The sequence below is a fragment of the Paenarthrobacter ilicis genome, from assembly GCF_016907545.1.
Taxonomy (GTDB): Bacteria; Actinomycetota; Actinomycetes; order Actinomycetales; family Micrococcaceae; genus Arthrobacter; species Arthrobacter ilicis.
Genome location: NZ_JAFBCD010000001.1, coordinates 1,934,876 through 1,955,639, shown reverse-complemented (window position 1 = coordinate 1,955,639; position 20,764 = coordinate 1,934,876). Strand labels below are relative to the sequence as shown.

General features: G+C 62.7%; 23 protein-coding genes. 8 read left to right on the top strand and 15 right to left on the bottom strand.

Annotation, left to right across the window (positions count from 1 at the left end):
- Positions 1-8: 8 nt before the first annotated feature.
- Complete coding sequence (locus JOE60_RS08915) at positions 9-473, top strand: hotdog fold thioesterase (protein WP_167266773.1); 465 nt, start codon at positions 9-11, stop codon at positions 471-473.
- Here JOE60_RS08915 and JOE60_RS08910 read toward each other — a convergent pair.
- The 6 genes from JOE60_RS08910 to JOE60_RS08885 form a co-directional block, all read right to left on the bottom strand.
- Positions 470-1,036, bottom strand: coding sequence for a dihydrofolate reductase family protein (locus JOE60_RS08910; protein ID WP_167266775.1), 567 nt, complete (start codon positions 1,034-1,036; stop codon positions 470-472). The two genes, JOE60_RS08915 and JOE60_RS08910, sit on opposite strands and share 4 nt — an antisense overlap.
- A 13-nt stretch (positions 1,037-1,049) precedes the next feature.
- A complete protein-coding gene (locus JOE60_RS08905) occupies positions 1,050-1,940 on the bottom strand; it encodes a hypothetical protein (RefSeq protein ID WP_338112566.1) in 891 nt (296 codons plus the stop codon).
- The gene (locus JOE60_RS08900) at positions 1,937-2,947 is read right to left on the bottom strand and encodes a hypothetical protein (RefSeq protein ID WP_167266777.1); all 1,011 of its coding nucleotides are present in this window, start codon (positions 2,945-2,947) and stop codon (positions 1,937-1,939) included. Before JOE60_RS08900 ends, JOE60_RS08905 begins: the two co-directional genes overlap by 4 nt.
- A gap of 97 nt (positions 2,948-3,044) precedes the next feature.
- Entirely contained in the window at positions 3,045-3,266 is a 222-nt protein-coding gene (locus JOE60_RS08895; protein ID WP_167266779.1) for a hypothetical protein, read from the bottom strand.
- On the bottom strand, positions 3,263-4,468 hold the full coding sequence (locus tag JOE60_RS08890; protein ID WP_167266781.1) for an inorganic phosphate transporter: 1,206 nt from the start codon (positions 4,466-4,468) through the stop codon (positions 3,263-3,265). The genes JOE60_RS08895 and JOE60_RS08890 overlap by 4 nt, the downstream gene beginning before the upstream one ends.
- Positions 4,469-4,646: 178 nt before the next feature.
- Entirely contained in the window at positions 4,647-5,165 is a 519-nt protein-coding gene (locus JOE60_RS08885) for an HAD domain-containing protein (protein WP_239528844.1), read from the bottom strand.
- Positions 5,166-5,281: 116 nt separating this feature from the next.
- Between JOE60_RS08885 and kynA the strand changes: the two genes are divergently transcribed.
- Genes kynA through JOE60_RS08870 form a run of 3 tightly spaced genes read left to right on the top strand, consistent with a single transcriptional unit; the run spans position 5,282 to position 8,293 of the window.
- A complete protein-coding gene (gene kynA, locus JOE60_RS08880) occupies positions 5,282-6,151 on the top strand; it encodes a tryptophan 2,3-dioxygenase (RefSeq protein WP_167266783.1) in 870 nt (289 codons plus the stop codon).
- 38 nt (positions 6,152-6,189) lie between these two features.
- Positions 6,190-7,428 (top strand): kynureninase, encoded by a 1,239-nt coding sequence (gene kynU, locus JOE60_RS08875; protein ID WP_167266785.1) that lies wholly within the window; start codon positions 6,190-6,192, stop codon positions 7,426-7,428.
- Positions 7,429-7,435: 7 nt separating this feature from the next.
- Positions 7,436-8,293, top strand: a complete 858-nt coding sequence (locus JOE60_RS08870; protein ID WP_204814893.1) for a PaaX family transcriptional regulator — start codon at positions 7,436-7,438, stop codon at positions 8,291-8,293.
- On the opposite strand, the gene JOE60_RS08865 is transcribed toward JOE60_RS08870, so the two are convergent.
- The 6 genes from JOE60_RS08865 to JOE60_RS08840 all read right to left on the bottom strand — a co-directional run bounded on the left by JOE60_RS08865 (position 8,280) and on the right by JOE60_RS08840 (position 14,260).
- The gene (locus tag JOE60_RS08865) at positions 8,280-9,620 is read right to left on the bottom strand and encodes an MFS transporter (RefSeq protein WP_167266787.1); all 1,341 of its coding nucleotides are present in this window, start codon (positions 9,618-9,620) and stop codon (positions 8,280-8,282) included. The two genes, JOE60_RS08870 and JOE60_RS08865, sit on opposite strands and share 14 nt — an antisense overlap.
- A 35-nt stretch (positions 9,621-9,655) precedes the next feature.
- Entirely contained in the window at positions 9,656-9,946 is a 291-nt protein-coding gene (locus JOE60_RS08860) for a Dabb family protein (RefSeq protein WP_167266789.1), read from the bottom strand.
- The gene (gene chcC1 / locus JOE60_RS08855; protein ID WP_167266791.1) at positions 9,943-11,607 is read right to left on the bottom strand and encodes a 4-oxocyclohexanecarboxylate 2-dehydrogenase; all 1,665 of its coding nucleotides are present in this window, start codon (positions 11,605-11,607) and stop codon (positions 9,943-9,945) included. The genes JOE60_RS08860 and chcC1 overlap by 4 nt, the downstream gene beginning before the upstream one ends.
- A gap of 50 nt (positions 11,608-11,657) precedes the next feature.
- The gene (locus tag JOE60_RS08850; RefSeq protein WP_167266793.1) at positions 11,658-12,458 is read right to left on the bottom strand and encodes an SDR family NAD(P)-dependent oxidoreductase; all 801 of its coding nucleotides are present in this window, start codon (positions 12,456-12,458) and stop codon (positions 11,658-11,660) included.
- 283 nt (positions 12,459-12,741) lie between these two features.
- Positions 12,742-13,536: an IclR family transcriptional regulator domain-containing protein gene (locus tag JOE60_RS08845; RefSeq protein ID WP_167266795.1), complete on the bottom strand. Its 795-nt coding sequence runs from the start codon at positions 13,534-13,536 to the stop codon at positions 12,742-12,744.
- 1 nt (position 13,537) lies between these two features.
- On the bottom strand, positions 13,538-14,260 hold the full coding sequence (locus JOE60_RS08840; protein ID WP_167266797.1) for a GntR family transcriptional regulator: 723 nt from the start codon (positions 14,258-14,260) through the stop codon (positions 13,538-13,540).
- A 76-nt stretch (positions 14,261-14,336) separates the two neighbouring features.
- On the opposite strand from JOE60_RS08840, the gene JOE60_RS08835 reads away from it, so the two are divergent.
- Together JOE60_RS08835 and JOE60_RS08830 are read left to right on the top strand one after the other, a co-directional pair.
- The gene (locus tag JOE60_RS08835) at positions 14,337-15,260 is read left to right on the top strand and encodes an N-acetylglucosamine kinase (protein ID WP_167266799.1); all 924 of its coding nucleotides are present in this window, start codon (positions 14,337-14,339) and stop codon (positions 15,258-15,260) included.
- A 27-nt stretch (positions 15,261-15,287) separates the two neighbouring features.
- Positions 15,288-15,908 (top strand): L-threonylcarbamoyladenylate synthase, encoded by a 621-nt coding sequence (locus JOE60_RS08830; RefSeq protein ID WP_167266801.1) that lies wholly within the window; start codon positions 15,288-15,290, stop codon positions 15,906-15,908.
- 9 nt (positions 15,909-15,917) lie between these two features.
- On the opposite strand, the gene ligD is transcribed toward JOE60_RS08830, so the two are convergent.
- Entirely contained in the window at positions 15,918-16,943 is a 1,026-nt protein-coding gene (ligD, locus tag JOE60_RS08825; RefSeq protein WP_167266803.1) for a non-homologous end-joining DNA ligase, read from the bottom strand.
- A gap of 24 nt (positions 16,944-16,967) precedes the next feature.
- Here ligD and JOE60_RS08820 point away from each other — a divergent pair, with 24 nt between their 5' ends.
- The gene (locus JOE60_RS08820; RefSeq protein WP_167266805.1) at positions 16,968-17,633 is read left to right on the top strand and encodes an alpha/beta hydrolase family protein; all 666 of its coding nucleotides are present in this window, start codon (positions 16,968-16,970) and stop codon (positions 17,631-17,633) included.
- Here JOE60_RS08820 and JOE60_RS08815 read toward each other — a convergent pair.
- On the bottom strand, positions 17,630-18,373 hold the full coding sequence (locus JOE60_RS08815) for a M50 family metallopeptidase (RefSeq protein WP_167266807.1): 744 nt from the start codon (positions 18,371-18,373) through the stop codon (positions 17,630-17,632). The two genes, JOE60_RS08820 and JOE60_RS08815, sit on opposite strands and share 4 nt — an antisense overlap.
- Positions 18,373-18,993 (bottom strand): TetR/AcrR family transcriptional regulator C-terminal domain-containing protein, encoded by a 621-nt coding sequence (locus tag JOE60_RS08810; protein ID WP_167266809.1) that lies wholly within the window; start codon positions 18,991-18,993, stop codon positions 18,373-18,375. Before JOE60_RS08810 ends, JOE60_RS08815 begins: the two co-directional genes overlap by 1 nt.
- 98 nt (positions 18,994-19,091) lie before the next feature.
- Between JOE60_RS08810 and JOE60_RS08805 the strand changes: the two genes are divergently transcribed.
- Positions 19,092-20,759 (top strand): amidohydrolase, encoded by a 1,668-nt coding sequence (locus tag JOE60_RS08805; protein WP_167266811.1) that lies wholly within the window; start codon positions 19,092-19,094, stop codon positions 20,757-20,759.
- Positions 20,760-20,764 lie beyond the last annotated feature (5 nt).

Below are 20,764 nucleotides of genomic sequence, written 5' to 3'. Positions count from 1 at the left end.
TAGTTGGCATGAAGGACAATTTCACGCCGAACCCCTATGTCGATGAACTCACCGAGGCAGGAGTTCCTGAAGAGTTCCACGATTGGCTCTCGGCCCACGGCGTGGGTGCGCTGGTGGTGAAACTCGGCATCCGCTTCACGGAAATGAGCGCCGAGCACATGGTGGCTACCATGCCCGTGGAAGGCAACACCCAGGTGGCGGGCATCCTGCACGGCGGCGCACACGTGGTCCTTGCTGAAACTTTGGGCTCCTTCGCGGCCTCCATGCATGCAGGTCGGGGCCGGCACGCCGTGGGCATCGAGGTGGGCGCCACCCATCACAGGTCCGTAGCAGGCGGGCTGGTGACCGGTACCTGCACAGCCATCCATTTGGGCGGTACGCTGACCACCCACGAAATCGTGATCCGGGACGAGAAGGGCAGGCGGCTCTCCACTGCCAGGATCACCAACATGATCAGGGACAACCGGCACTAGGCCTGCGGGTCCCCACCTGGCCGGTTGGTGAACCTGTACTGAAGTTCAACCATGGCACCGCCGACGGTGCGGGATGAGACCAACTCAAGTGGCGGCGTCGGGCCTTCCAACGGCAGGAGCCGTTTCCCGGAACCCAACACCACGGGCGCGATGGTGACAATCATCTCGTGGAGCAGTCCGGCGCTTGCGAACTGCGCGACGAGGTCCCCGCCGCCAACAAGCCATACATTGCGTCCACCGGCGCTTGCCACAAGGTCCGCCGCAAAGGACTGCGGTTCACCGTGGACAAAAGTAATGGTGGCTCCCGCCGGAGCTGCCTCCTGGCGGTGGGTGAAAACCCAGCAGGGCGTCCCGGGGTATGGCCAGGTGTCCGGCTCGTGCTCCCTGAGCCACCTGTACGTCCCGCCACCCATCACGATGCAGCCGACGCCGGCCATGAAGGTCTCGATCCCTTCGTTGACCCCCTCCACTGCGTCAAACTGCAGCAGCCATCCGAGGTCATCCTCCGCTGAAGCGATAAAGCCGTCGATGGTGGCCGCAACGTAATACTGGAAGAGGGGCATGCCCCCAGACTAGTCAGTTCCCGGATGCGTTCCCATACTCAACGCGGACACTTCCGTTATCCGGCAGCACCACTACCTTGCCGTGGGCCAGGGTCCAGCCGTCGTTCAACAGGAAGATCCTGCCGCCGCTGACCACCAGCAACCGCAGTCCCTTGTACCTGAACAGGGGCGCCGCTTCGGTTCCTGCCGACTCCTCCTGGACATTCGGTGCAGTAATCGCCAAACGCTCCTTGCTGTAAACAACTGCGGTAGGAAGCCCAGCGGAACGCAGCTGGTAATCCAGGGCTGCCCCACGCCCGAGCGCCTGGGCATAGTCGGATGTACCCCAGAACAGCAGCAGGGTCACCAGGACCAAGATCAATGACGCCTCAAGCGCGTTGGAGGTGCCCGACGGCGGCCGGCCCCGGGCGATCGCCGCGCGGCGGCGCACCTTCAATGCCCAAGCGCCCACCAAGAGGCTGGTGGCGATGACGAAGGGTGCGTAAAGGACGGTTTGGCCGGGGTTGGCTGCCACAATCGCCCATTGAACTGCAGCACCGGCAAACCCCAAAACCATCACCACCAGCGCCGTCCGATGGATGGGCGTGATGACTTTCCGGTCACTGAGGAGCCGCACAATCCAGCGATCCAGAAGCAGCCACAACAGGCAGGCCACTGCCAACCACGCCAGCGGCTGGAAGAGAGGCTGGATGCTCCGCAGCATGAAGTCCTGCACCGTGTATCCGAAGAGGCTGACATCCAGGCCCATGGCCTTCGCTTGGGCGTCGGTCCTTGCCCACCCGAAGTAGACCAGCAGCGCGGTGGCTATGGTCAGCGGCGGTCCGATGACGGACAGAATCTCACGCGCACGTTGCCAGCGCGCGTTGGCAGGTTTGTCCTCCGCCGTGTCCTGGGCGCTGGTCACGGGGTGGCCGGCGTCGTAGACCCTCCGGTGGGCGCGGTACCCGTCGACGGAGTGGCTGAGGGCGTTCCTGCGGGGGATGTGCCCGCTGGCGTGCTGCCGGGTTGGTCCGAACCGGTGGGGGCAGGAAGTGGTGGGGCGTCGTCGTAGAAGAATGCAACCGTCCCGGTCACGTCCACGGTGTCAGTGATGGACAGGCGCAAGGAGTCCCGTCCATTGGCTGGCGGCATGCGGAGGTAGACGGTTCCATAGTCTTTCCTGTCCCCCACAAAATCGACGTCGGCCGGAGCGCCGTCAATGAGGACCTCCCCCACCCGCACGTAGTATCCGTCCACCCGGACGATGGTTCCACCCGTTCGGGGTCCCGAAGCGCGATCGCCGGCCCCCACCGGTTTGAGCTGTTCGTCCACCACGGTGAGACCCGTCAATTGCCGCGGGCAGGCTTCACCTTGACCTGGCTCCACCTTGAAGGTGGCTTCCGGAGCGCTGCGGTACTGGGCTACGGCAGCGGCCGCGCTGAGGGCGACGCGCGATTCGAGACACTGCGTTTGCGGAATCCGGGGAGTGGAGGCCACGGCCGAGGAAGCGACCTCCCAGTCCTGGCGGCTGCCGCTCAACAACGCCCGGCATACCGCCGCCCCCGCCAACCACACGGCGGAATCGTCGGCGCCTTTCACGCTTTGTTCCAACGCCTCGCACTGCAACTGCTGGAGCAGTAAGTAACGCTGGCCGGAGGTGGGGTCGTTCGGCCCAACGGGTCCAATCGGTACCCACGTGATCACGGGCGCACCAGCCTGCGGGGCGCCCGGCCCTGCCGGGCCGGCAGGTGCGGCGGCAGTTGGTTCGGAGGGAGAGTTTGGCTGGGCGGGACCAACCGGGACGATGTCCGATGTAACAGCGTTGTCCGGCCGGAGACCGTCAGTGGATGGCGGGAGGCAGGCTGAAAGAGCCACGATCAGGGCCGGAACGAACACCAGTCCGATGCCATGACTCCGGGATTGGCTTTTCATGAAAGCCCCACATCTGCCGGCCAACCATCATGCGGTTAATGGACATAACCACACTGCTGATTATTCTCCCGATCGTCCGGGACTGCCAGAGTGTTCCCTACTTGCCGAAATACGGAACGATCAGATAGATGCCGAACAGGACGGCAAGTCCACAGACGCCGAAGCAAACGTAGGCCAGGGACCGCACCATGCCGGGGGATTTTTGCCGGGCGTCGCCGGCGATGGCCGTCAACCGGACACCCAGCGAGTAGAGGACCACCAGGGTAACGGCGGAAAGGAGCGTGACTCCCGCTACCTGCAGCAATTCCAACCATTTCATCGCTGCGCATCTCCGCTCGGTGAGGTCTTTCGGTTTTTCTTCTTCTTGGGGAACCGCACGGCTTGTCCGGCCTCATCCACTTCAACAGCGTTGTGGTGGCCCACGTGCGACCTGCGGGAAATGACGAACATGAACAGAACTGCGCCCGTGCCGGCTATCGCGGCAATAACAACACCAAAGACGCCGGTCCCCACCAGAAGCGCGGTCAGCGCGCCGACGATCGCGGAAGCGGGAAGGGTGAACAACCAGCCCAAGGCGATCTTCCCGGCTGTTCCCCAACGGACGGAGGTGCCCTTGCGTCCAAGGCCGGAACCGATCACGGAGCCCGAGGCCACCTGCGTGGTGGAGAGCGCGAACCCGAGGTGGGACGAGGCCAGAATGGCTGATGCCGTGCTTGTCTCGGCCGAGAAGCCCTGTGCCGGTTTGACCTCGGTGAGGCCTGAACCCATGGTGCGGATGATCCGCCAGCCGCCGGCGTAGGTGCCAATGGCGATGGCCAGCGCGCAGGCAGTGATGACCCAGAACTGGGGACCGCTGCCCGGGGCCTGGGTGCCGCTTGCGATCAGGACCAAGGTGATGATGCCCATGGTCTTCTGGGCATCGTTGGTGCCGTGAGCCAGTGCCACGAGGCTGGAGGTGAAAATCTGGCCGGTACGGAATCCGCCACGCTTCTGCGTCAGCTTGTCCCCGGTTTCGGGATCATGCCGCGCAGTGAGGGCGTAGGCCAGACGAGTACAGATGTATGCGACAAAGCCGGCAATGAGTGGTGCGAAGACTGCTGGAAGGATCACCTTCTGCAGAACGGTTTCAAAGTTGATGGAGTGGAACCCAATGCCCACAACCGCCGCGCCAATAAGACCTCCGAAGAGGGCGTGCGAGGAACTCGACGGCAGGCCCTTGAGCCAGGTGATCATGTTCCACAGGACAGCACCCATCAATCCGGCGAAAATGATGTCCGGGGTGATGTGGATTCCGTCCGACCCCTCCCGGATCAGGCCTCCGGAGATGGTTTTGGCCACCTCTGTGGAAAGGAACGCGCCCACCAGGTTGAGGACGGCGGCCAAGGCAACAGCAGTCTTGGGCTTAATGGCCCCCGTAGCAATGGGCGTGGCCATCGCATTGGCTGTGTCGTGGAATCCGTTGGTGAAGTCAAAAAATAGGGCCAGCGCTATAACCAGCGCGACCATGAAGGTGATATCCACCTGTTGCCCAATCTGCAGAGTCGACGTTCAGCAGTTTCTCTTCCCCATACCTGCCATCCACAGCATAGTTCAGCGAATGTTCAACTGACTCGACTTGCGGCATTCAATTTGGCGGGCTTGAAACCTTAAGAATCCTACGTGCCATGTCCGGAGCGGACAAACGAACCGACCCCCGGGCTTAGCCCAAAAATGCCCTGACGGCGGCCAAGTCGCGGCGGGAGAGGCCGGTGCACGGATTGGGTGAGACACACAGCACACGGTCTTGCTGGTACTCCGCCCACGATTGCGCATCAGTCTGGTGGGCCAGTTGATCGTCCAGCCACACAAACCGATTGCTTCCGCTGGCGGCAAGATCTTTCCGGAGCGCCACGAGCTTCCACCACTCGGGCTCCTCATCCCACCCCTGGCTTGAAAGGACGGGCCAGTCCTGCCCCTTCAAACCGATGGCGGGGCAAAGGTACTGCGGCGCCATCCGTTCCCAGGTGGTCAACCACACAAAACGGACGGCGGGATGGCCGGCCAGGCTGTTGAGCTCATCAACTGCCTCGGGAGCGAATGCGACTTCGAGGATGCCGGCATCGGCGATTTTCCAGGTGCTGCCCCAGTCGGTTACGCCCGAGGGGCCAAAGGGGTTCACCACGCCGTCGACGTCCAGGTAGACGGAGACCAGGTCCTCCGAGCTGCGGATGCCTTCCAAATCCGAACCCCCTCCCCAACCGGATGAGGATCAGCCTACGGGACAGAATGCAGGAGCCGGGTTGGATTCAAGTATCAATCTCTTGACGTTCGTCATGCAAATGATATTCTCGGATCATGGAGAAGCCCGCAGTCGATGCGAACCACAGCATCCGCCCCCTCGAAGACTCCGTCCGGACCGATTTCCGGCACGCCATGTCCTATGGCGGATACCTGGACCTTGACCAGCTGCTGAGTTCCCAACACCCTTTGAGCAAACCCGAACATCACGACGAACTGCTGTTCATCATCCAGCACCAGACAAGCGAGTTGTGGCTCAAACTGGTGTTGCATGAGCTGTTGGAAGCACGCCGGCTTTTCGATGCGGACAACCTGGGCAAGGCCCTGAAGTGCATCGCCAGGGTTAAGGCCATTCAACGGACCATGACCGAGCAATGGTCCGTCCTGGGCACACTCACGCCCAGGGAATACGCGCAATTCCGCAGCTTCCTGGGAAGTTCGTCCGGGTTCCAGTCCTACCAATACCGTGCGGTGGAGTTTCTTCTGGGAAACAAGAATCGGGGAATGCTGCGGGTGTTCGAAAGCGAGCCGGAAGCCCATACCCTGCTCAGCACGCTCCTTGATGAGCCCACCCTGTACGACGCGTTCCTGGCGGTCCTGGCCCGGGCCGGTTATACGATCCCCGCCGACATCCTTGGCAGGGACACCAGCGAGCCGTGGACATTCCACCCCGAACTTGTGCCGATCTTTCAGGAGATCTACGAATCCGATGACACCCAGTGGGGCCTCTACGAAGCCTGCGAGGACCTGGTGGATATAGAGGACAACTTCCAGGCATGGCGCTTCCGCCATCTTCGAACCGTCCAAAGGACCATCGGCTTCAAGGTGGGCACGGGCGGTTCTTCAGGTGTCGACTTCCTGAAGCGGGCCCTGGACCTCACCTTCTTCCCAGAGCTCTACGCCGTTCGCACCGAAATCGGCAACTGAACCACCCGACCCGCATTGCAGAACCTGCAGGAGGAATCATGACAACCGCACAGCACACACAATGGCCAACGTCGGCCGAGCTGGACGCAGCCGATCCGCTGGCTGCCCACCGGGACGCTTTCTACGCACCCGGGTCCGATCAACTGGTCTCTTATCTCGATGGAAACTCGTTGGGCCGCCCGCTCAGGGTCACCGCGACGAACCTGCAAAAGTTCGTTGAGGAAGCCTGGGGCAGCCGACTCATCCGCGGGTGGGACGAACAATGGATGAATGAACCCACAGCGGTTGGCGACCTCATCGGCGAGGTAACGCTGGGCGCAGCTGCAGGGCAGGTCACTGTTGGTGACTCCACCTCGGTGATGCTCTACAAAATGATCCGGGCAGCCGTTGACTCGCAGCCGGGCCGCGATGAGATCATCATCGATCGTGACAACTTCCCCACTGACAGGTTCATCATTGAAGGGATTGCCAAGGAGCGCGGAGCCACCATCAAGTGGATCGCCGCGAATCCCACCAGCGGGGTCCGTGCAGAGGACCTCGACGGTCTGCTCGGAGAACGAACCGCCGTGGTGGTCCTGAGCCATGTGGCATACCGGTCCGGATTCCTGGCCGATGCCAAGGGAATCACCGCAAAGGTGCATGAAGCAGGCGCCCTGATGTTGTGGGATCTTTGCCACTCCGCGGGCTCCGTACCCACCAAGCTGGATGAATGGGGCGTGGACCTTGCTGTCGGCTGCACGTACAAGTACCTTAACGGCGGTCCCGGCTCACCTGCGTTCGCGTATGTCAAAGCCTCGCAGCAGGAACGCCTGCAGCAGCCCATTTGGGGTTGGATGGGCGCAGAGAACCCCTTCGGGATGACCGAGACCTACAGGCCCGCCGTGGGAATCCGACGTTTCATCACCGGCACTCCCCCGGTCCTGGCCATGCAGCCGATCAAGGACATGGTGGAGCTCATCGGCACCGTGGGCATGGACGCTGTCAGGGAGAAGTCCATCAAACTCACGGAGTACGCGATCGCATTGTGCGAAGAACTCCTGGTTCCGCTGGGGGCAGAGATCGTCAGCCCGCGCGACGCCGCTGAGCGCGGCTCCCACATCACGGTGGATCATCCGCTTTTTGCGGACGTCACCGCCAAGCTATGGGAAAAGGGCGTCATCCCGGACTTCAGGCCACCGCATGGCCTGCGGATCGGCCTTTCTCCCCTGAGCACCAGTTTTGCCGAGGTGGAACTCGGGGTGTCAGCCATCCGCGACGCGTTGTCTGAACTGCTGTGAGGCGATAGTGAGTGCCGTTCTTGACGACATGGACTCCCGTCCCGGGAGTACAACATCGTTGCTGAGGACTGTCATTGGCCTCTATCTTCGGGAGGCCGGCGGGTGGATGTCCGCGAAGGACATCGTTGCCCTCATGGAGGCACTGGGCACGTCCGGCACTGTCACCCGAACCGCCCTGGGCCGCCTGAGGAAGAAAGACGTTGTACAGCAGGAGGCACGCGAGGGCGTGGCAGGTTTCATCCTCACCGAAGGAGCTGCTTCCATGCTGGCGCGGGGTGACCGCAGGATCTACAACCCCCGCAACATGTCTCCCACTGATCCGTGGTGCCTGATCTCTTTCTCCATCCCGGAAACGGAACGGGAGAAGCGGCACCAGCTACGCAGGAGGCTCCACTGGATCGGGTGCGGCACAGTGGCGGCTGGTCTGTGGATCTGCGCCGACTCGCTGCGTCCCGAAGTTGAGGAGATCCTGGCTGACCTGCAACTCAGGGATTTGACCACGATTTTCGTGACGGAAGCCCCGCTGGTAGGTGGGAGCCTGCAGGAGGCGGTGGGCGGTTGGTGGGACCTGGGTTATGTGGCCACGCTGCACCGGGACTTCATCCGTGAGCATGGCCGCGCTGTCACCCCGGGCTCCAGCGCCCCGGTGGAATCCTCCGCGGCTGCCTTCGCCACGTATGTCAGGAGTATCGACACATGGCGGATCATTCCGTACCTCGACCCCGGACTGCCCGCCGACTTCCTTCCGGCGGACTGGCCCGGAGCCGAGGCTGCCGGACTGTTTCAACAGATCATTGCTGCATATGCCGAGCCGAGCGCGGAGTTCGTCAGCAAATCCCTGCAGGGAGCTGTCACGGTTTCCTGAGTGCAACTCCGCGCCAGTACGGTTCACCGAGTTCGTCAATGGGGGTTTTTGCCGTCTCCCGTGAGAAACACACTGCCACTCCGGCAATCGCCATGCACACCACCGCAAAGCACGCTACCGGGATCCAACCGTCCTGGCCTTTGCCGAGCAGCAGGCCAGCGATCAAGGGTGCAAACCCTGCCACCACCAAACCGAGTTGGTTGCCAAGCGCCATTCCGGAGTACCGGACCGGAGCGGCAAAAAGTTCCGCAAAATACGCGGGCCAGATGCCGTTAAAGCAGGAGTACAGCAAGGTCATATTGACGAACGCAGCAATGAACACCAGGACGATGTTTCCAGTGGACAGGGCCGTGAAGTAGGCGAAAATCGTTGCCGAACACCCTATGGCGGCCGTGAGAAGCAGTGGTCGCCGCCCCACCTTGTCCGAGAGCTTTGCAGTCAAGGGCATCACGAACATGGACAGGCCAATGGCGACAGCGTTGACCGTGAGGATGGACGCCTTGTCAAAGCCTGCCGAACCCGTGGCGTAGGACAATCCGAAAACAGTGAAAATTGTTTGCATCACCGACATGACGGACATGCCCACTACGCGCGCCACATCCGCGAGCTGGAATCGAAGGACCTCCCGCAACGGCAGGGGGGCGACGGCCTGGTTCTCCTTGGCTTCCTCGAAGACGGGTGTCTCGTCCAGGTGCGTCCGGACCCAATATGCAATGGCCAACACCACAATGGACAACCAGAACGGGACACGCCAGCCCCAGCTCATCAGCGCATCGGTGGGCAAGGAAGCCACGGGTATGAACACCAAGGTGGCGAGCACCATCCCTGATGCGTAGCCCGTCATGACAAAACTCGTGAAGAAGCCACGCCTGCCCTCCGGCGAATGTTCGAGCGTCAGGGTGGAAGCGCCCGCCGACTCGGCGCCGGCGGAAAAGCCCTGTGCCAGACGGCCAATGACCAGCAGGACCGGGGCCCAAACACCGATTTGGTCGTATCCGGGCAGAAACCCGATGCCAAGGGACGACAACCCCATGACTCCAAGGGTGATGAGAAGGATTTTCTTCCTGCCGAGTTTGTCCCCGAAATGCCCCATCACCAGGCCTCCGATAGGACGGGCGACGTACGCAACTCCGAAGGTGGCGAAGGCGCCGATCAAGCCGACGGCAGAATCCTCGGAAGGGAAAAAGAGCGGCCCGAACACCAGCGCGGCGGCGGAACCGTAAATGAAAAAGTCGTAGTATTCCAGCGTGCTTCCTAGAAAGGAGGCAAACGCCGCTTTCCCGGGGGTCTTGCGCAGTGTTTCAGGCTGCTGTGCCGTGGTTGGCATGGCTATTCTCCTTTGAATGGCGCACCGTGTTGCCTTTAGAGGTGGAAATCGACGGCGATGATGGTGTCGCTGTTGGGCAATGAGTACTTCTTCAAGGGCTCATGCAAAGGGTGCGAGTTGTAAACCTCGAGGTCTTCAGCCGCATCAAAGTCGGCCACAATCGCGTAGTCGAAAGAGCGCTCGTGCTGAAAGACGTCTGCGCCGTGGGTGAGCTTCACCATGCCGGGGATGTTTCCATCCATCCGGTTCACCCCGGCTACCCAGGCAGCCTTCTCCTCAGCCGGAAAGTCCGGCTTCCACTTGAACAGGACGGTGTGGCGGATCATGCCACAACCCCCTGGGCGAGCCGCGCGCCGTCGTACCTGGCGGGCTGGCCGGATATGGTGCGGCCGGCCAGGTAGCCCATGGTCATGATCGGCCCCAGCGTGGCGCCCGCGCCGGGATAGCCCGCAGCATACGCATTCTCGGCAGTATTCCCGGCGGCAAAGAGCCCGGCAATGGGCTGTCCGTCCACGTTAAGAACCCTGGCCAGACCGTCCGTTGCCACACCGCCATTGCTGCCGAAGGCACCATTGACAACTTCCATGGCATAGAAAGGTCCTCTGTGGAGCGGGCCGAGCGACGGATTTGGCCACGGGCAGTCGTCGTCGCCCCAGTACTTGTCATAGGCGCTCTCACCGCGGCCGAAGTCCGGGTCTTCACCCTTGATCGCGTACTCATTGAAGCGGGCCACCGTTGACGTCAGTTCCTCCGCGGGGACGTCGATCCTGGCAGCAAGTTCTTCCAAGGTGGGAGCTTCCACCAGATATGCCGGAGTGGGCAAACCGGCCCGGTGCGCCAAAATCCCGTAACGCTCCAAGTAGCTGTGATCGAAAACCACGTGCGCTGGGGTGTTCAACGTCTGGTTCCTGGGCGAGTCCCACGATTGCAGGCACCTCGCGAGGTCATTGTAGTTCTGGGATTCGTTGGCGAAGCGGTGTCCGTGGCGGTTGACCATTAGGGACCCCGGCCCTTGCCGCTCGAACCGCAGCAGCGTGCCCACGGGCTCACCGTCCCGGGTATCGCCGGTGATCGACATGGGAGCCCACCAGGCCTCCCGCGTGCCCCGGGTTTGGGCGCCAATCCGTTGCGCCATCTTCAGGCCGTCTCCTGTGTTGGAGGGGGGTGAGCACATGATGTGGAGCCGGGAGGCCAGCAAGGAGTCGGCCAAGGATTTGTCCCATTCAAAGCCGCCAGTGGCAAGGACCACCCCGTCGCGGGCATGGAAGAGCTCACCGGATTCGAGCTCGACGCCGGTCACCCGGCCGTCGTCGACCAGCAGCCGCTGTGCCCGTGCGCCCACCACCAGCCCTGCGTCGTCGCGCACCAGGCTGGCCAGCAGCATTGACACCAAGGCCTGGCCTTTGGCCACAAGGCCCTCGGCCTGCCGTTGTCCGAGTTCATCCCACGGGAACTTGGTGAACGCACCCCAGGTTTCATATTCCTGCATGGTGAACGGCGCCCGGCCATCGGAGCGTACGTGGGCCGCGAGCCCACCCAGTGCTTCGCGGATGTTGTAGAGCGCGGGTTCCACTGTCCTGCCGCCCTCAACTGAGCCCGGGAGGTCCTGGCGGTAGTCGGGAAAATTGTCCAGGAAGATGAAACGGACACCGCATTCTGCTTCTGTGAAGCGGAGCATCGTGTCCCCGTACTCCAACGCGGCATCCAGCAGGTCACCACGGCCACGGCCCCTGGCCACTGCCCTGACATAACGGGCGGCTTCCTCTTTTGAGTCAGAGACACCGGCGCTCCGGGCGTAGTGATTATCAGCTACCCACAGCATGCCACCGGATACGGCCGTGGTTCCGCCGAGCAACCCGGTCTTTTCGAGAACGACGACGGACTTGCCGGCCCGGGCGGCCGTCGCCGCGGCGGTGAGGGCTCCGGCGCCGGAGCCAACAACAACGACGTCGTAGGTATCTGTGGGAGAGCCATTCAGGAATTTCATGGTCAAGCCTTTCGTGGAAGGAAAAGGGAAGGGTGGCCTCAGGCGCAGGATCAGACGGCGGTATAGCCGCCGTCGATCACCAACTCGGCTCCTGTGGTGAAACGGGATTCATCCGAGGCGAGGTACAGCACCCCATAGGCGATCTCGTCAGGTTTTCCTTGCCGCGGGAGCGGGTTCCCGCCCACCAGCTGCTGGTAGTACTCCTCGGCCCCGCCCTCGGATTGTTCCGCTGAAAGCCGGCTCATTCTGGTGTTCATGGAACCGGGATGTACGGAGTTGACCCTTATCCCGTGGATTCCATAAGCGGCAGCGTCCGACTTGCTCAGCAGCCGGACGGCGCCCTTGGTGGCGTGGTAGAGCGGTACATTGCGGCCGCCGGTCAGTCCGTGGATGGACGAGAAATTGATGATGCTGCCGGACTGTTTTTCGATCATGGCCGCTACAACATGCTTGGTCATGAGCCAGACGCCTTTGACGTTGACGTTGAAGATGAGATCGAAGTCATCGACGGAGGCCGTGTGGCTGGCCCCGGCCCGCCCGATAATGCCGGCGGCGTTGACCAATATGTCGGGGCTGCCGTGCTCTCCGGTAAGCTTGCCGACGGCAGCCGCAACGCTGGCCTCGTCGGTCACGTCCACGTCGTACTCGGTAATGCCGGGGTGTCGGAACGGGGCAGGTGTTCCTGCCCTGTCAAGGGAGGCCACTACTGCCCCGTGATCGGCCAGCAGCCGGGCCGTCGCGCTGCCGAGGTCTCCCCTTCCGCCCGTCACTATGGCTACCTTTCCGGCAACGCGTTGTGACTTTGTTTCCTGCTTTCCATCCCTTGGTGTTTCCACGGTCTGTGGCTTCATGGCAAACTCCTTCTGCCGCTTCGTCGCGGCTTTCCCTGCTCCACGTGGCTGGGGTTTGTGGTCAAACGGGGTTTGTGGTCAAACGGCGCAGGGCATCGCGGAAGAAGGCCTTTGCGACCGTCAGCGTGTTGGTGATGGGCTGTTGCCCGCAGGACTCCATGCCTGGGGGCTTACTGCCCGAAGCGGATGGTTGGTGATTGCCACCGATCCGCGATGTCTGCTCTGCGTTCCACCGTGCCAGCGCTCCTGTGAGGGGAACCACAGCATTACCGATGAACGGGAATCAGATTCTACCGTTGCTCTGCCGGAGTGCGCCCTTGAGTTCTCCCCGCCAGCCCAGAACGCGCGATATGCCCCGTGCCGCAGTCATGAGGACAGGCACCCGTGCGGCTGCGTTTTCCTCGTTGCGGGGAACCACCACACTGAGGGCCGCGACAACAGTATTTGTGCGGTCAAAAACCGGAACGGCAATACCGCTGGACTCCGGAACAATGATCCCCGGCATCGACGCAAACCCGCTTTGCCGGATAGCTGCGAGGTGGCGGCGCAGCTCAGCCGGCTGGGTGAGGGTGGCTTCAGTGAACTTCTCCAGAGTCCGGGACAGAAAATGCTCCTGGTAGACGGCTGGAGAGTAAGCCAGCAGGACCATGCCGGACGAGGTGCCATGTACCGGCAGGCGGCCGGCAACTTTGGTGATGTCCACCATGGAATCCCGGGACCCGATCCGCTCGATGTAGAGGACGTCGCCAGCATCCAAAATTCCCAGGGTGGTGGAATGCTGGACCACGGACTGGACGTCCTCCATGAATGGCAGGGCAGCTTCACGAAGGCCCACCATCCGGGAACTCCTGGACACCAGCTCCCACAGCCGGGTCCCCACCCGCACCTCTGCGTTGTTTTCGCGTTCCAGCAATCCCTCGGCCAACATCTCGTCAACAAGCCGATACGTAGTGGTCACCGGGAGGCCTGTGCGGCGGGCCAGCGCCGCGACGCTCATGGTGCGGTGCATGTCATCGAAGGCGCCCACCAAGCGAACCACGCGGTTGATGACAGACTCACCGGAGGAAGAGTTGGCCACGTCAGTTCCCGGCCTTGACGTGGGAGACGAACCTGAACCGGTCACCGCGAAAAGCACTCCGGGTCCACTCCACCGGCGTACCTGCGGTGTCACGGGCAAGCCGGTGGACCACCAGGAGCGGAGCCCCCATTTCGATGCCCAACAGCCGGACATCGCCGGGTCCGGCAAGCGCGGTTTCCACCGTGTCCTCAACGTCGGCGATCCGCACGCCGTAGACGTCGGCCAGGACGGCGTAGAGCGAACCAGACGTGGCCAGGTTGGACTCAAATTCCGGCAGGCTGCCGGGCAACCAGGCAACCTCATGGGCGAGCGGTTCCCCTTCGATGATGCGGAGGCGCTCGAGCCGGGTCACGGAGTACCCTTCGCGAAGCCCCAAGCGTCCCGCCACCACGGCATCGGAGCTGACCACTTCCAAGGAAATCGTTGTGGAGTCGGGCGTCAAACCCTGTGCCCGGGCGTCGTCTGAAAAAGAGGTCAACTGCCGCAGATGCGTGACTTTTGGTGGCGCCACAAAGGTGCCATGCCCCTGGATGCGCCCCAGCCTGCCCTCCGCCACGAGTTCGCTGATCGCTTGCCGCACAGTGGTCCGGGAAGTCTCGTATTCTTCGGCCAGGGCGCGTTCGGTGGGGATGAGGGTGCCGGGCTGGAGACCGCCAATGAGCGCCAGGATGTGGGTCTTGAGGCGGTAATACTTCGGCGCTGCGTCGGCTGGCATATTGGACATCCTACTTGTGGACAAGCGTATTGGTCTATGCCAATGTTGGAGGGTCCCGCACACCTACAGAAACGGCGGCGAACCCTTGAGCCCTGCAGTTCTTGGCCTCCACATCGGCGGCTCCAAAACCCATGCCGTCCGCTCCGTGGGATCATCGCCCAGCGACGTGGATCGGGGCAAGGCAGGGCAGGCGGCCGCCGACGTCGAAATTACTGAAACAAGCGCCAGCCTGTCGTCAGTGGGACACCAGGGTGCGGACGCCGTTCTTCGCCGCATAGCCGCAAGTGCAGGCAGCGGCGTCGAAGCCGTTTGTGCCGGCGCCGCGGGTGCCGATACCCCGGCAAGCCGCGCGGTCCTGTCAGCCCTGCTCACCGAGCACTTTCCTGGGGCCAGGATCGAAGTGGTTCACGACACCCGCATAGTCCTCGCAGCGGCCGGCCTGGACGCCGGCGCCGTCCTTGTGGCCGGAACTGGTTCGGTAGCCTGGGGCAAAAGCGGTGACGGCCGGGAGGCCCGCAGCGGCGGCTACGGATACTTGCTGGGTGACGAAGGCAGCGGCTATGCGGTGGTGCGTGACGCCGTCCGGGAAGCATTGCGCGAGTTCTACGCCGGGCTGGAACCCGGACTTCTGGTGAAGACGCTGATGGCGGCAACTGCCAGCGTTGATGCCCTTCAACTCATGGATTTCTTCTACGCAAAACCTGAGCCGGACCACTGGGCCAGGCTTGCACCACTGGTCCTTGACCTTGCTGCGGACGGGGATCCTGCAGCGGTGCGCATACAGGCCGAGGCAGCCCATGCCCTGGCCACCCTGGCCCGGCAGGTACTGGGCGAACTCGGACTTGACCTGCCACTGGTGATGGCCGGTGGCTTGTTGGTGAACCACAGCCAGCTGGCGGGTTCCGTGGCGCGGAAGGTGTCCTTGGAGGATCCGTCCGCTGTGACGATTCTGACGCAGACACCGGTCCATGGCGCGGTGGAGTTGGCCTGGCAGCTTCTGGCCGCCTGACCCCCCACTTTGTCGTAGGCTCTTCCCATGGCCAGATTCTTTGATGTGCACCCGGAAGACCCGCAACCACGCGCCATCGGCCAAGTGGTGAACATGCTCCAGGGCGGCGGCTTGATCGCCTACCCCACGGACTCCTGTTACGCGCTGGGCGCGCAGATCGGAAACAGGGAGGCCTTGGACCGGATCCGGACCATCAGGCACCTGGATGACAAACACCACTTCACCCTGGTGTGCAAGGACTTCGCCCAGATGGGTCAGTTCGTCATGCTGGACAACGATATTTTCCGCAGCATCAAGGCCGTCACGCCGGGCAGCTACACTTTCATCCTTCCCGCCACCCGCGAGGTACCCAAGCGTCTCCTGCACCCCAAGAAGAAAACCGTGGGCGTCAGGATTCCGGATCACAAGGTGGTGCAGGCAATATTGGCTGAACTGGGAGAGCCCCTGCTCTCCAGCACTCTGCTGCTGCCGGATGAGGAGGAACCCCTCACCCAGGGCTGGGAAATCAAGGAACGCCTGGACAACCAAGTTGACGGAGTGATCGATTCCGGAGATACCGGCTCCGATCCCACAACCGTTATTGATTTCTCCAGTGGCGTTGCTGAAGTTGTCCGCTACGGCACGGGCGACGCGTCGCGGTTCGAATAGCAGAGCCACTTACTCCGTGGGCTTGCGCGCCCTGCTGGGTTGGACCCGCATGGGCTCGCCGGGCATTTTGGGGAATTCAGGCGGGAACGGCATCTCGCCCTGACCATTGGCGACGTCCCTTTCCCACCATTCCAGCAACACGTCGATCCCTCCCGGGTGCTGGTGCATGTCCTTCCACGGGTCCCCGGTCTTCTTCAACCGGTCCGGCACGGTCTTGATGGTGTACGTGGCTGGGTCCGCGCCATCCAGCTCATCCCACGCCAAGGGGCAGGACACTTGTGCCAGGGGCACGGCACGTGGGCTGTAGGCTCCGGCAATGGTGCGGTCCCTGTTTGCCTGGTTGAAGTCCACAAAAATCCTCTGGCCGCGCTCTTCCTTCCACCAAGCAGTGGTGACTTGGTCCGGCATCCTGCGTTCAAGTTCCCGGCCTGCGGCTATGACGGCGTGCCGGACGTTCAGGAACTCGTGCACAGGCTTGATGGGCGCGTAGACGTGAAGGCCGCGATTTCCGGACGTTTTGATGAACGCAGTCAGCCCCGCTTCATCCAGAACAGAGCGCAACTCCACAGCCGCCCGCTTTGCATCGTCAAAATCCGTTCCGGGCTGGGGGTCAAGATCAATCCTGAGCTGGTCGGGGTTGTCCGGGTCATCGGCCCGGGATGCCCAGGGGTGGAAGACCACCGTGTTCATCTGTGCGGCCCACACGGCAGCTGCCGGTTCGTCAATGACCATCTGGGGATGCGTCCGCGCGCTGGGATAGGTCACGGGAACCGATCTGACGTACTCCGGGGCTCCCTTGGGCGGATTCTTGGAGAAGAACATATCCCCTTCAATATTGCCCGAATACCGCTGCAGGCTCACCGGCCGGTTCCCATTGGCACTGACAAAAGCCTCGCCCACGTCCACCAGGTAGGTGGCCAGGTCCAATTTGGTGATTCCCGCTTCGGGCCACATCAAGCGGCCGGGACTCGATATGCGGACTTCGCGCGGTCCATGGGGTCCGGGAACGGATACGGTGGTTGCTTCACTGGCCATGGCCCAAGCTACCATGATGGTCTCATGCAAACTTCGCTCACCATTGCCGTGGGAGACACCCGGGTGTCTGCCCTGTCCATCAGGCCCGAAAAGCCGGTAGCCACGTTGGTTCTGGCCCATGGTGCCGGAGCGGGGATGGAGCATCCTTTTATGCAGGGTTTTGCTGAAGCCCTGGCAGAGGTGGGGGTGGCTACCCTTCGCTTCAACTTTCCCTACCGTGAGGCAGGCAGGCGGTTCCCGGACCGTCCGCCCCAGGCGATCGCTGCCTGGAGAGAAGCCATGAAAACGGCCATCGCATTGGGTGATGGCGAACCGGTGTGGTCCGCGGGAAAGTCTTTCGGAGGCCGCATGGCGTCCATGGCAGTGGCTGACGGTATGGCCACCCGGGGTCTCATCTATCTCGGCTACCCTCTGCATGCCCCCGGCAAGCCCGAGAAGCTGCGGGATGAGCACCTGTATGGCATCACCGCGCCCATGCTCTTCCTGCAAGGCACCCGGGACACGTTTGCGACGCCCGGCTTGCTGGAGGCCGTGGTGTCAAAGATCGGCCCGACGGCGACCCTCCAGTGGGTTGAAGGAGGGGACCATTCGTTTGTGGTCAAGGGCGTCAAGCGCACGGCAGCTGGGATCGGAGCGTCCCTTGCACCTGCGGTGGCGGACTACATGACGGGTGCGGGCCGGGCAGCCTAGGACGATGTGACCGTCCAGAGCAGCCAACAGGACAGGGCACTGCAGGCGACGATCACCAGCGTGAAACCGGTGAGCCAGAGGAACGCAGGAGCGCCGGTGGCCCGGGCCAATATCACCGCATCCGAGGAAGCCAACCGGTCCCTGCGCCGCGTGTGCACGCCCATGACCTTCAGCAGGTCCCTGACCGCCCCTACAGTCAGGGCCAACCCGAGGCCCAGCACCACGTAGTTGCGCGTGGCCGGTGCGGCGAACAGCAACGCCTGCGCCACCCCCGCGCTGACAAGGGCCACCAGAATTCCGGTGGTGTTTCGCAAAAACACCAAGGAAGCCAGCAACACCAGTGCACCCAGAGACACTGCCAGCCCTGATTTGCCGGTAGCAAATGCGGCGATGAGGGCCAGTCCCACCACCGCGGGGGCCGGGTAGCCCCAGAAACCGGACCAGGCCGATCCGAACAGACCCCGGCCGCTGCTGACAAGTTGTCCGGAGTGGTCCAGCCCGATCCGCAATCCGTGCACAAACCTGCCTGTCATCAGCGCAGCGTAGGCATGGCCCAACTCGTGGATGAAGGTGACGTAGAGCCCGAACCATCGCCAAGTCAGACGGGGAATGCTGAGCACGGCCGCGCACGCCACAACGGCCAGGAGCCACGGCAAGGAAACTCCACTGGTATGTGTCTCCGTGAAGCCGCGGACTACGGCATCCCACCAGGATTGAGCCACTCCTGCAACGGCCTCCACTAATTGCGCGCTGTCCGTTGAAGGGTGGCCCGGAGTCCGGCCATCAGAATTTCCAGTCCGAATTCGAACGCCGCTTCGCCGCGTTCATCTGACGAACCAGCAAACGTCAAGGCCTGCGTGAGCGCTGGATAACCCTTGGCTGGAGGCGCCCAGACAACCTCCGGCGCTGCAAGATCCAAGGCAAAGCCCAGGGCGAAACTGTCAATGGTGGAGATCGCGGACATGACATCGCGGCCTTTGAAGCCCGCCTTGTCCAGTACAAGCGCCAGATTCTCGTAGAGCGACAACACGTCGTGGTGCTCCACGGTTTGGAGAACCAGTAAAGGGGCAAGTCGGGGGTGCCGTGCGAAGGCGTCCCGGTAGCTGCGCACTATGGCCCGCAGCGACGCCTCCCAGTCCATGTCCCCAGAGAGGACGAAGGGGCTTTCGGAAATGATCCGGCCCCGCATCAGTTCGATGATCGCGTCACGGCCCGAGACGTGGTTATAGATGGAGGACTGGCTGACCCCGATCTTCTTAGCCAGTTTGGGGAGGCTGAAGTCCCCGGCTTCGTCCACCAACTCCAAGGCAGCCGTAACCAGCGCATCAAGGGATATGAGTGGTACCAGCGGGCGTGCCATGGGGTGTTTCTCCGTTCGCGTTGTTATTACGACTCTAGCCAGAAGTTTCGCGTGAAGTATTATGCCCGGGATCACGTGGGCCTAAAGTTTCGTAACCCATGACTCCTGACCTCATTGTCCTCGCCGATACCATCCACACGCTGGACGGGAATTCGCAGGACCCGTCCTTGCCGATCCAAGCGGTGGCTGTGAGCAACGGGCTGATTACCGCCGTCGGGAGCCGTCAACAGGCATTGTCCTGGGAAACCCCAGGCACCACCGTGATGGACCTTGGCTCCGCCACGTTGACCCCCGGATTGGTCGATTGCCACATCCACCCGGTTTTCGGGCTGGACATGACCACCGGCGTCGACCTCTCGGCAGCGGCAACCGTGGAGGAAGTCCGCACCCTGCTGCTGGGTTCACAGGCAAAGCACGACGACGGATGGTTGCGTGGCTGGGGGCTGAACCCCAACGCTTTTGGCAGCAGGCAGCTGCACAGGAGCGTGCTGGATGACGTCAGCGGAACCAAACCCGCCCTGATCCGCCTGTTCGACGGCCACTCAGCCTTGGCCAACAGCAAGGCGCTGGACATGGCCGGCATTCGGGGACCCCAGGAGTTCAGCCAGGCCTCGGAGATTGTCTGCGACCCCGACGGTACCCCCACAGGCCTTCTCCTGGAGGCTGCCGCCATGGAACTGGTGCAACGCCACATGCCGCAGGAGTCCTTCGAGGACCGGAAACTCAGGCTGGGAAACCTCCTCAAGGACTTCGCCCGGTCCGGCCTGACCGGTGCCCACATCATGGACCACAGTGAAGAATCAGCGGCGCTCTTCCGCGCTTTGGAGGACGACGGCGACCTGCCGTTGCGTCTTCGTGCGGCACCGTGGTGCATGCCGGGAGGTACCCGGGAAACGTGGCGGGAGCTGGCCCGCTCCGTGGGGACCGGCGGCCGGCGGTGGTCCATTGAAGCCATCAAGCTCTTTGTGGACGGAACAATCGACAATGGCACAGCCTGGCTCCACGAGCCCGATGCCTATGGACAGTCCACCGCCCCCTTCTGGCCGCGGCCGGAGGAATACACCTCCGCCGTCCAATACTTTGCGGCGCACGGAATTCCCACAGCAACCCACGCCATCGGGGACGGCGGAGTCGACTACGTCCTGACAGCCCTGGAGTCCCTCAAGAGGCCCGGCGTGGACGCCATACCCGCGGATGTGCTGGCCCGGACTGTCCACAGGATTGAACACTTGGAAACAGTGCCAGACCACCTGGTTTCACGCTTCAAGGGCTCCGGAATAGTGGCCAGCATGCAGCCGACGCACTGCACGCACTACGCCCTGGCAGATCACAGCGACAACTGGTCGCTGCGGCTCGGCAAGGAGCGCGCCGACAGGGCGTGGCGGTGCCGCGACCTCAGGGACGCCGGGGTAACACTTGGCATCGGTTCAGACTGGCCGATCGCCCCGTACCAGCCCCTGCCCATCATTGCCGACGCCCAACTCCGTCGAAGGTCCGGGCACCCTGAGCAGGACCCAATCACACCCTCCCAGGCACTCACCGCCCTGCAGGCCCTGGAAGGCTACACGTCCCACGCTGCCAAGGCGGCCGGCCTCTGGGACGTCTCGGGGTCCATCACTCCAGGGAAGCGGGCGGACTTCACGGCGTTTGAACTCGACCCGCTGGCAACAGCCCCGGATGAATTCGCCGCAAGTGCCGTAGTGGCTACGTTCGTGGACGGACTCATCCAATACACGGCGCAAACACACATGGACGTCCCCGCCTGACCGTA

Coding starts and splice junctions, on each gene's coding strand:
- JOE60_RS08820 (WP_167266805.1), top strand. CDS start 16,968: ATGCAAACTTCGCTCACCATTGCCGTGGGAGACACCCGGGTGTCTGCC.
- JOE60_RS08915 (WP_167266773.1), top strand. CDS start 9: ATGAAGGACAATTTCACGCCGAACCCCTATGTCGATGAACTCACCGAG.
- chcC1 (WP_167266791.1), bottom strand. CDS start 11,607: ATGAAATTCCTGAATGGCTCTCCCACAGATACCTACGACGTCGTTGTT.
- JOE60_RS08805 (WP_167266811.1), top strand. CDS start 19,092: ATGACTCCTGACCTCATTGTCCTCGCCGATACCATCCACACGCTGGAC.
- JOE60_RS08810 (WP_167266809.1), bottom strand. CDS start 18,993: ATGGCACGCCCGCTGGTACCACTCATATCCCTTGATGCGCTGGTTACG.
- JOE60_RS08865 (WP_167266787.1), bottom strand. CDS start 9,620: ATGCCAACCACGGCACAGCAGCCTGAAACACTGCGCAAGACCCCCGGG.
- kynU (WP_167266785.1), top strand. CDS start 6,190: ATGACAACCGCACAGCACACACAATGGCCAACGTCGGCCGAGCTGGAC.
- JOE60_RS08860 (WP_167266789.1), bottom strand. CDS start 9,946: ATGATCCGCCACACCGTCCTGTTCAAGTGGAAGCCGGACTTTCCGGCT.
- JOE60_RS08840 (WP_167266797.1), bottom strand. CDS start 14,260: ATGTCCAATATGCCAGCCGACGCAGCGCCGAAGTATTACCGCCTCAAG.
- kynA (WP_167266783.1), top strand. CDS start 5,282: ATGGAGAAGCCCGCAGTCGATGCGAACCACAGCATCCGCCCCCTCGAA.
- JOE60_RS08830 (WP_167266801.1), top strand. CDS start 15,288: ATGGCCAGATTCTTTGATGTGCACCCGGAAGACCCGCAACCACGCGCC.
- JOE60_RS08895 (WP_167266779.1), bottom strand. CDS start 3,266: ATGAAATGGTTGGAATTGCTGCAGGTAGCGGGAGTCACGCTCCTTTCC.
- ligD (WP_167266803.1), bottom strand. CDS start 16,943: ATGGCCAGTGAAGCAACCACCGTATCCGTTCCCGGACCCCATGGACCG.
- JOE60_RS08850 (WP_167266793.1), bottom strand. CDS start 12,458: ATGAAGCCACAGACCGTGGAAACACCAAGGGATGGAAAGCAGGAAACA.
- JOE60_RS08910 (WP_167266775.1), bottom strand. CDS start 1,036: ATGCCCCTCTTCCAGTATTACGTTGCGGCCACCATCGACGGCTTTATC.
- JOE60_RS08900 (WP_167266777.1), bottom strand. CDS start 2,947: ATGAAAAGCCAATCCCGGAGTCATGGCATCGGACTGGTGTTCGTTCCG.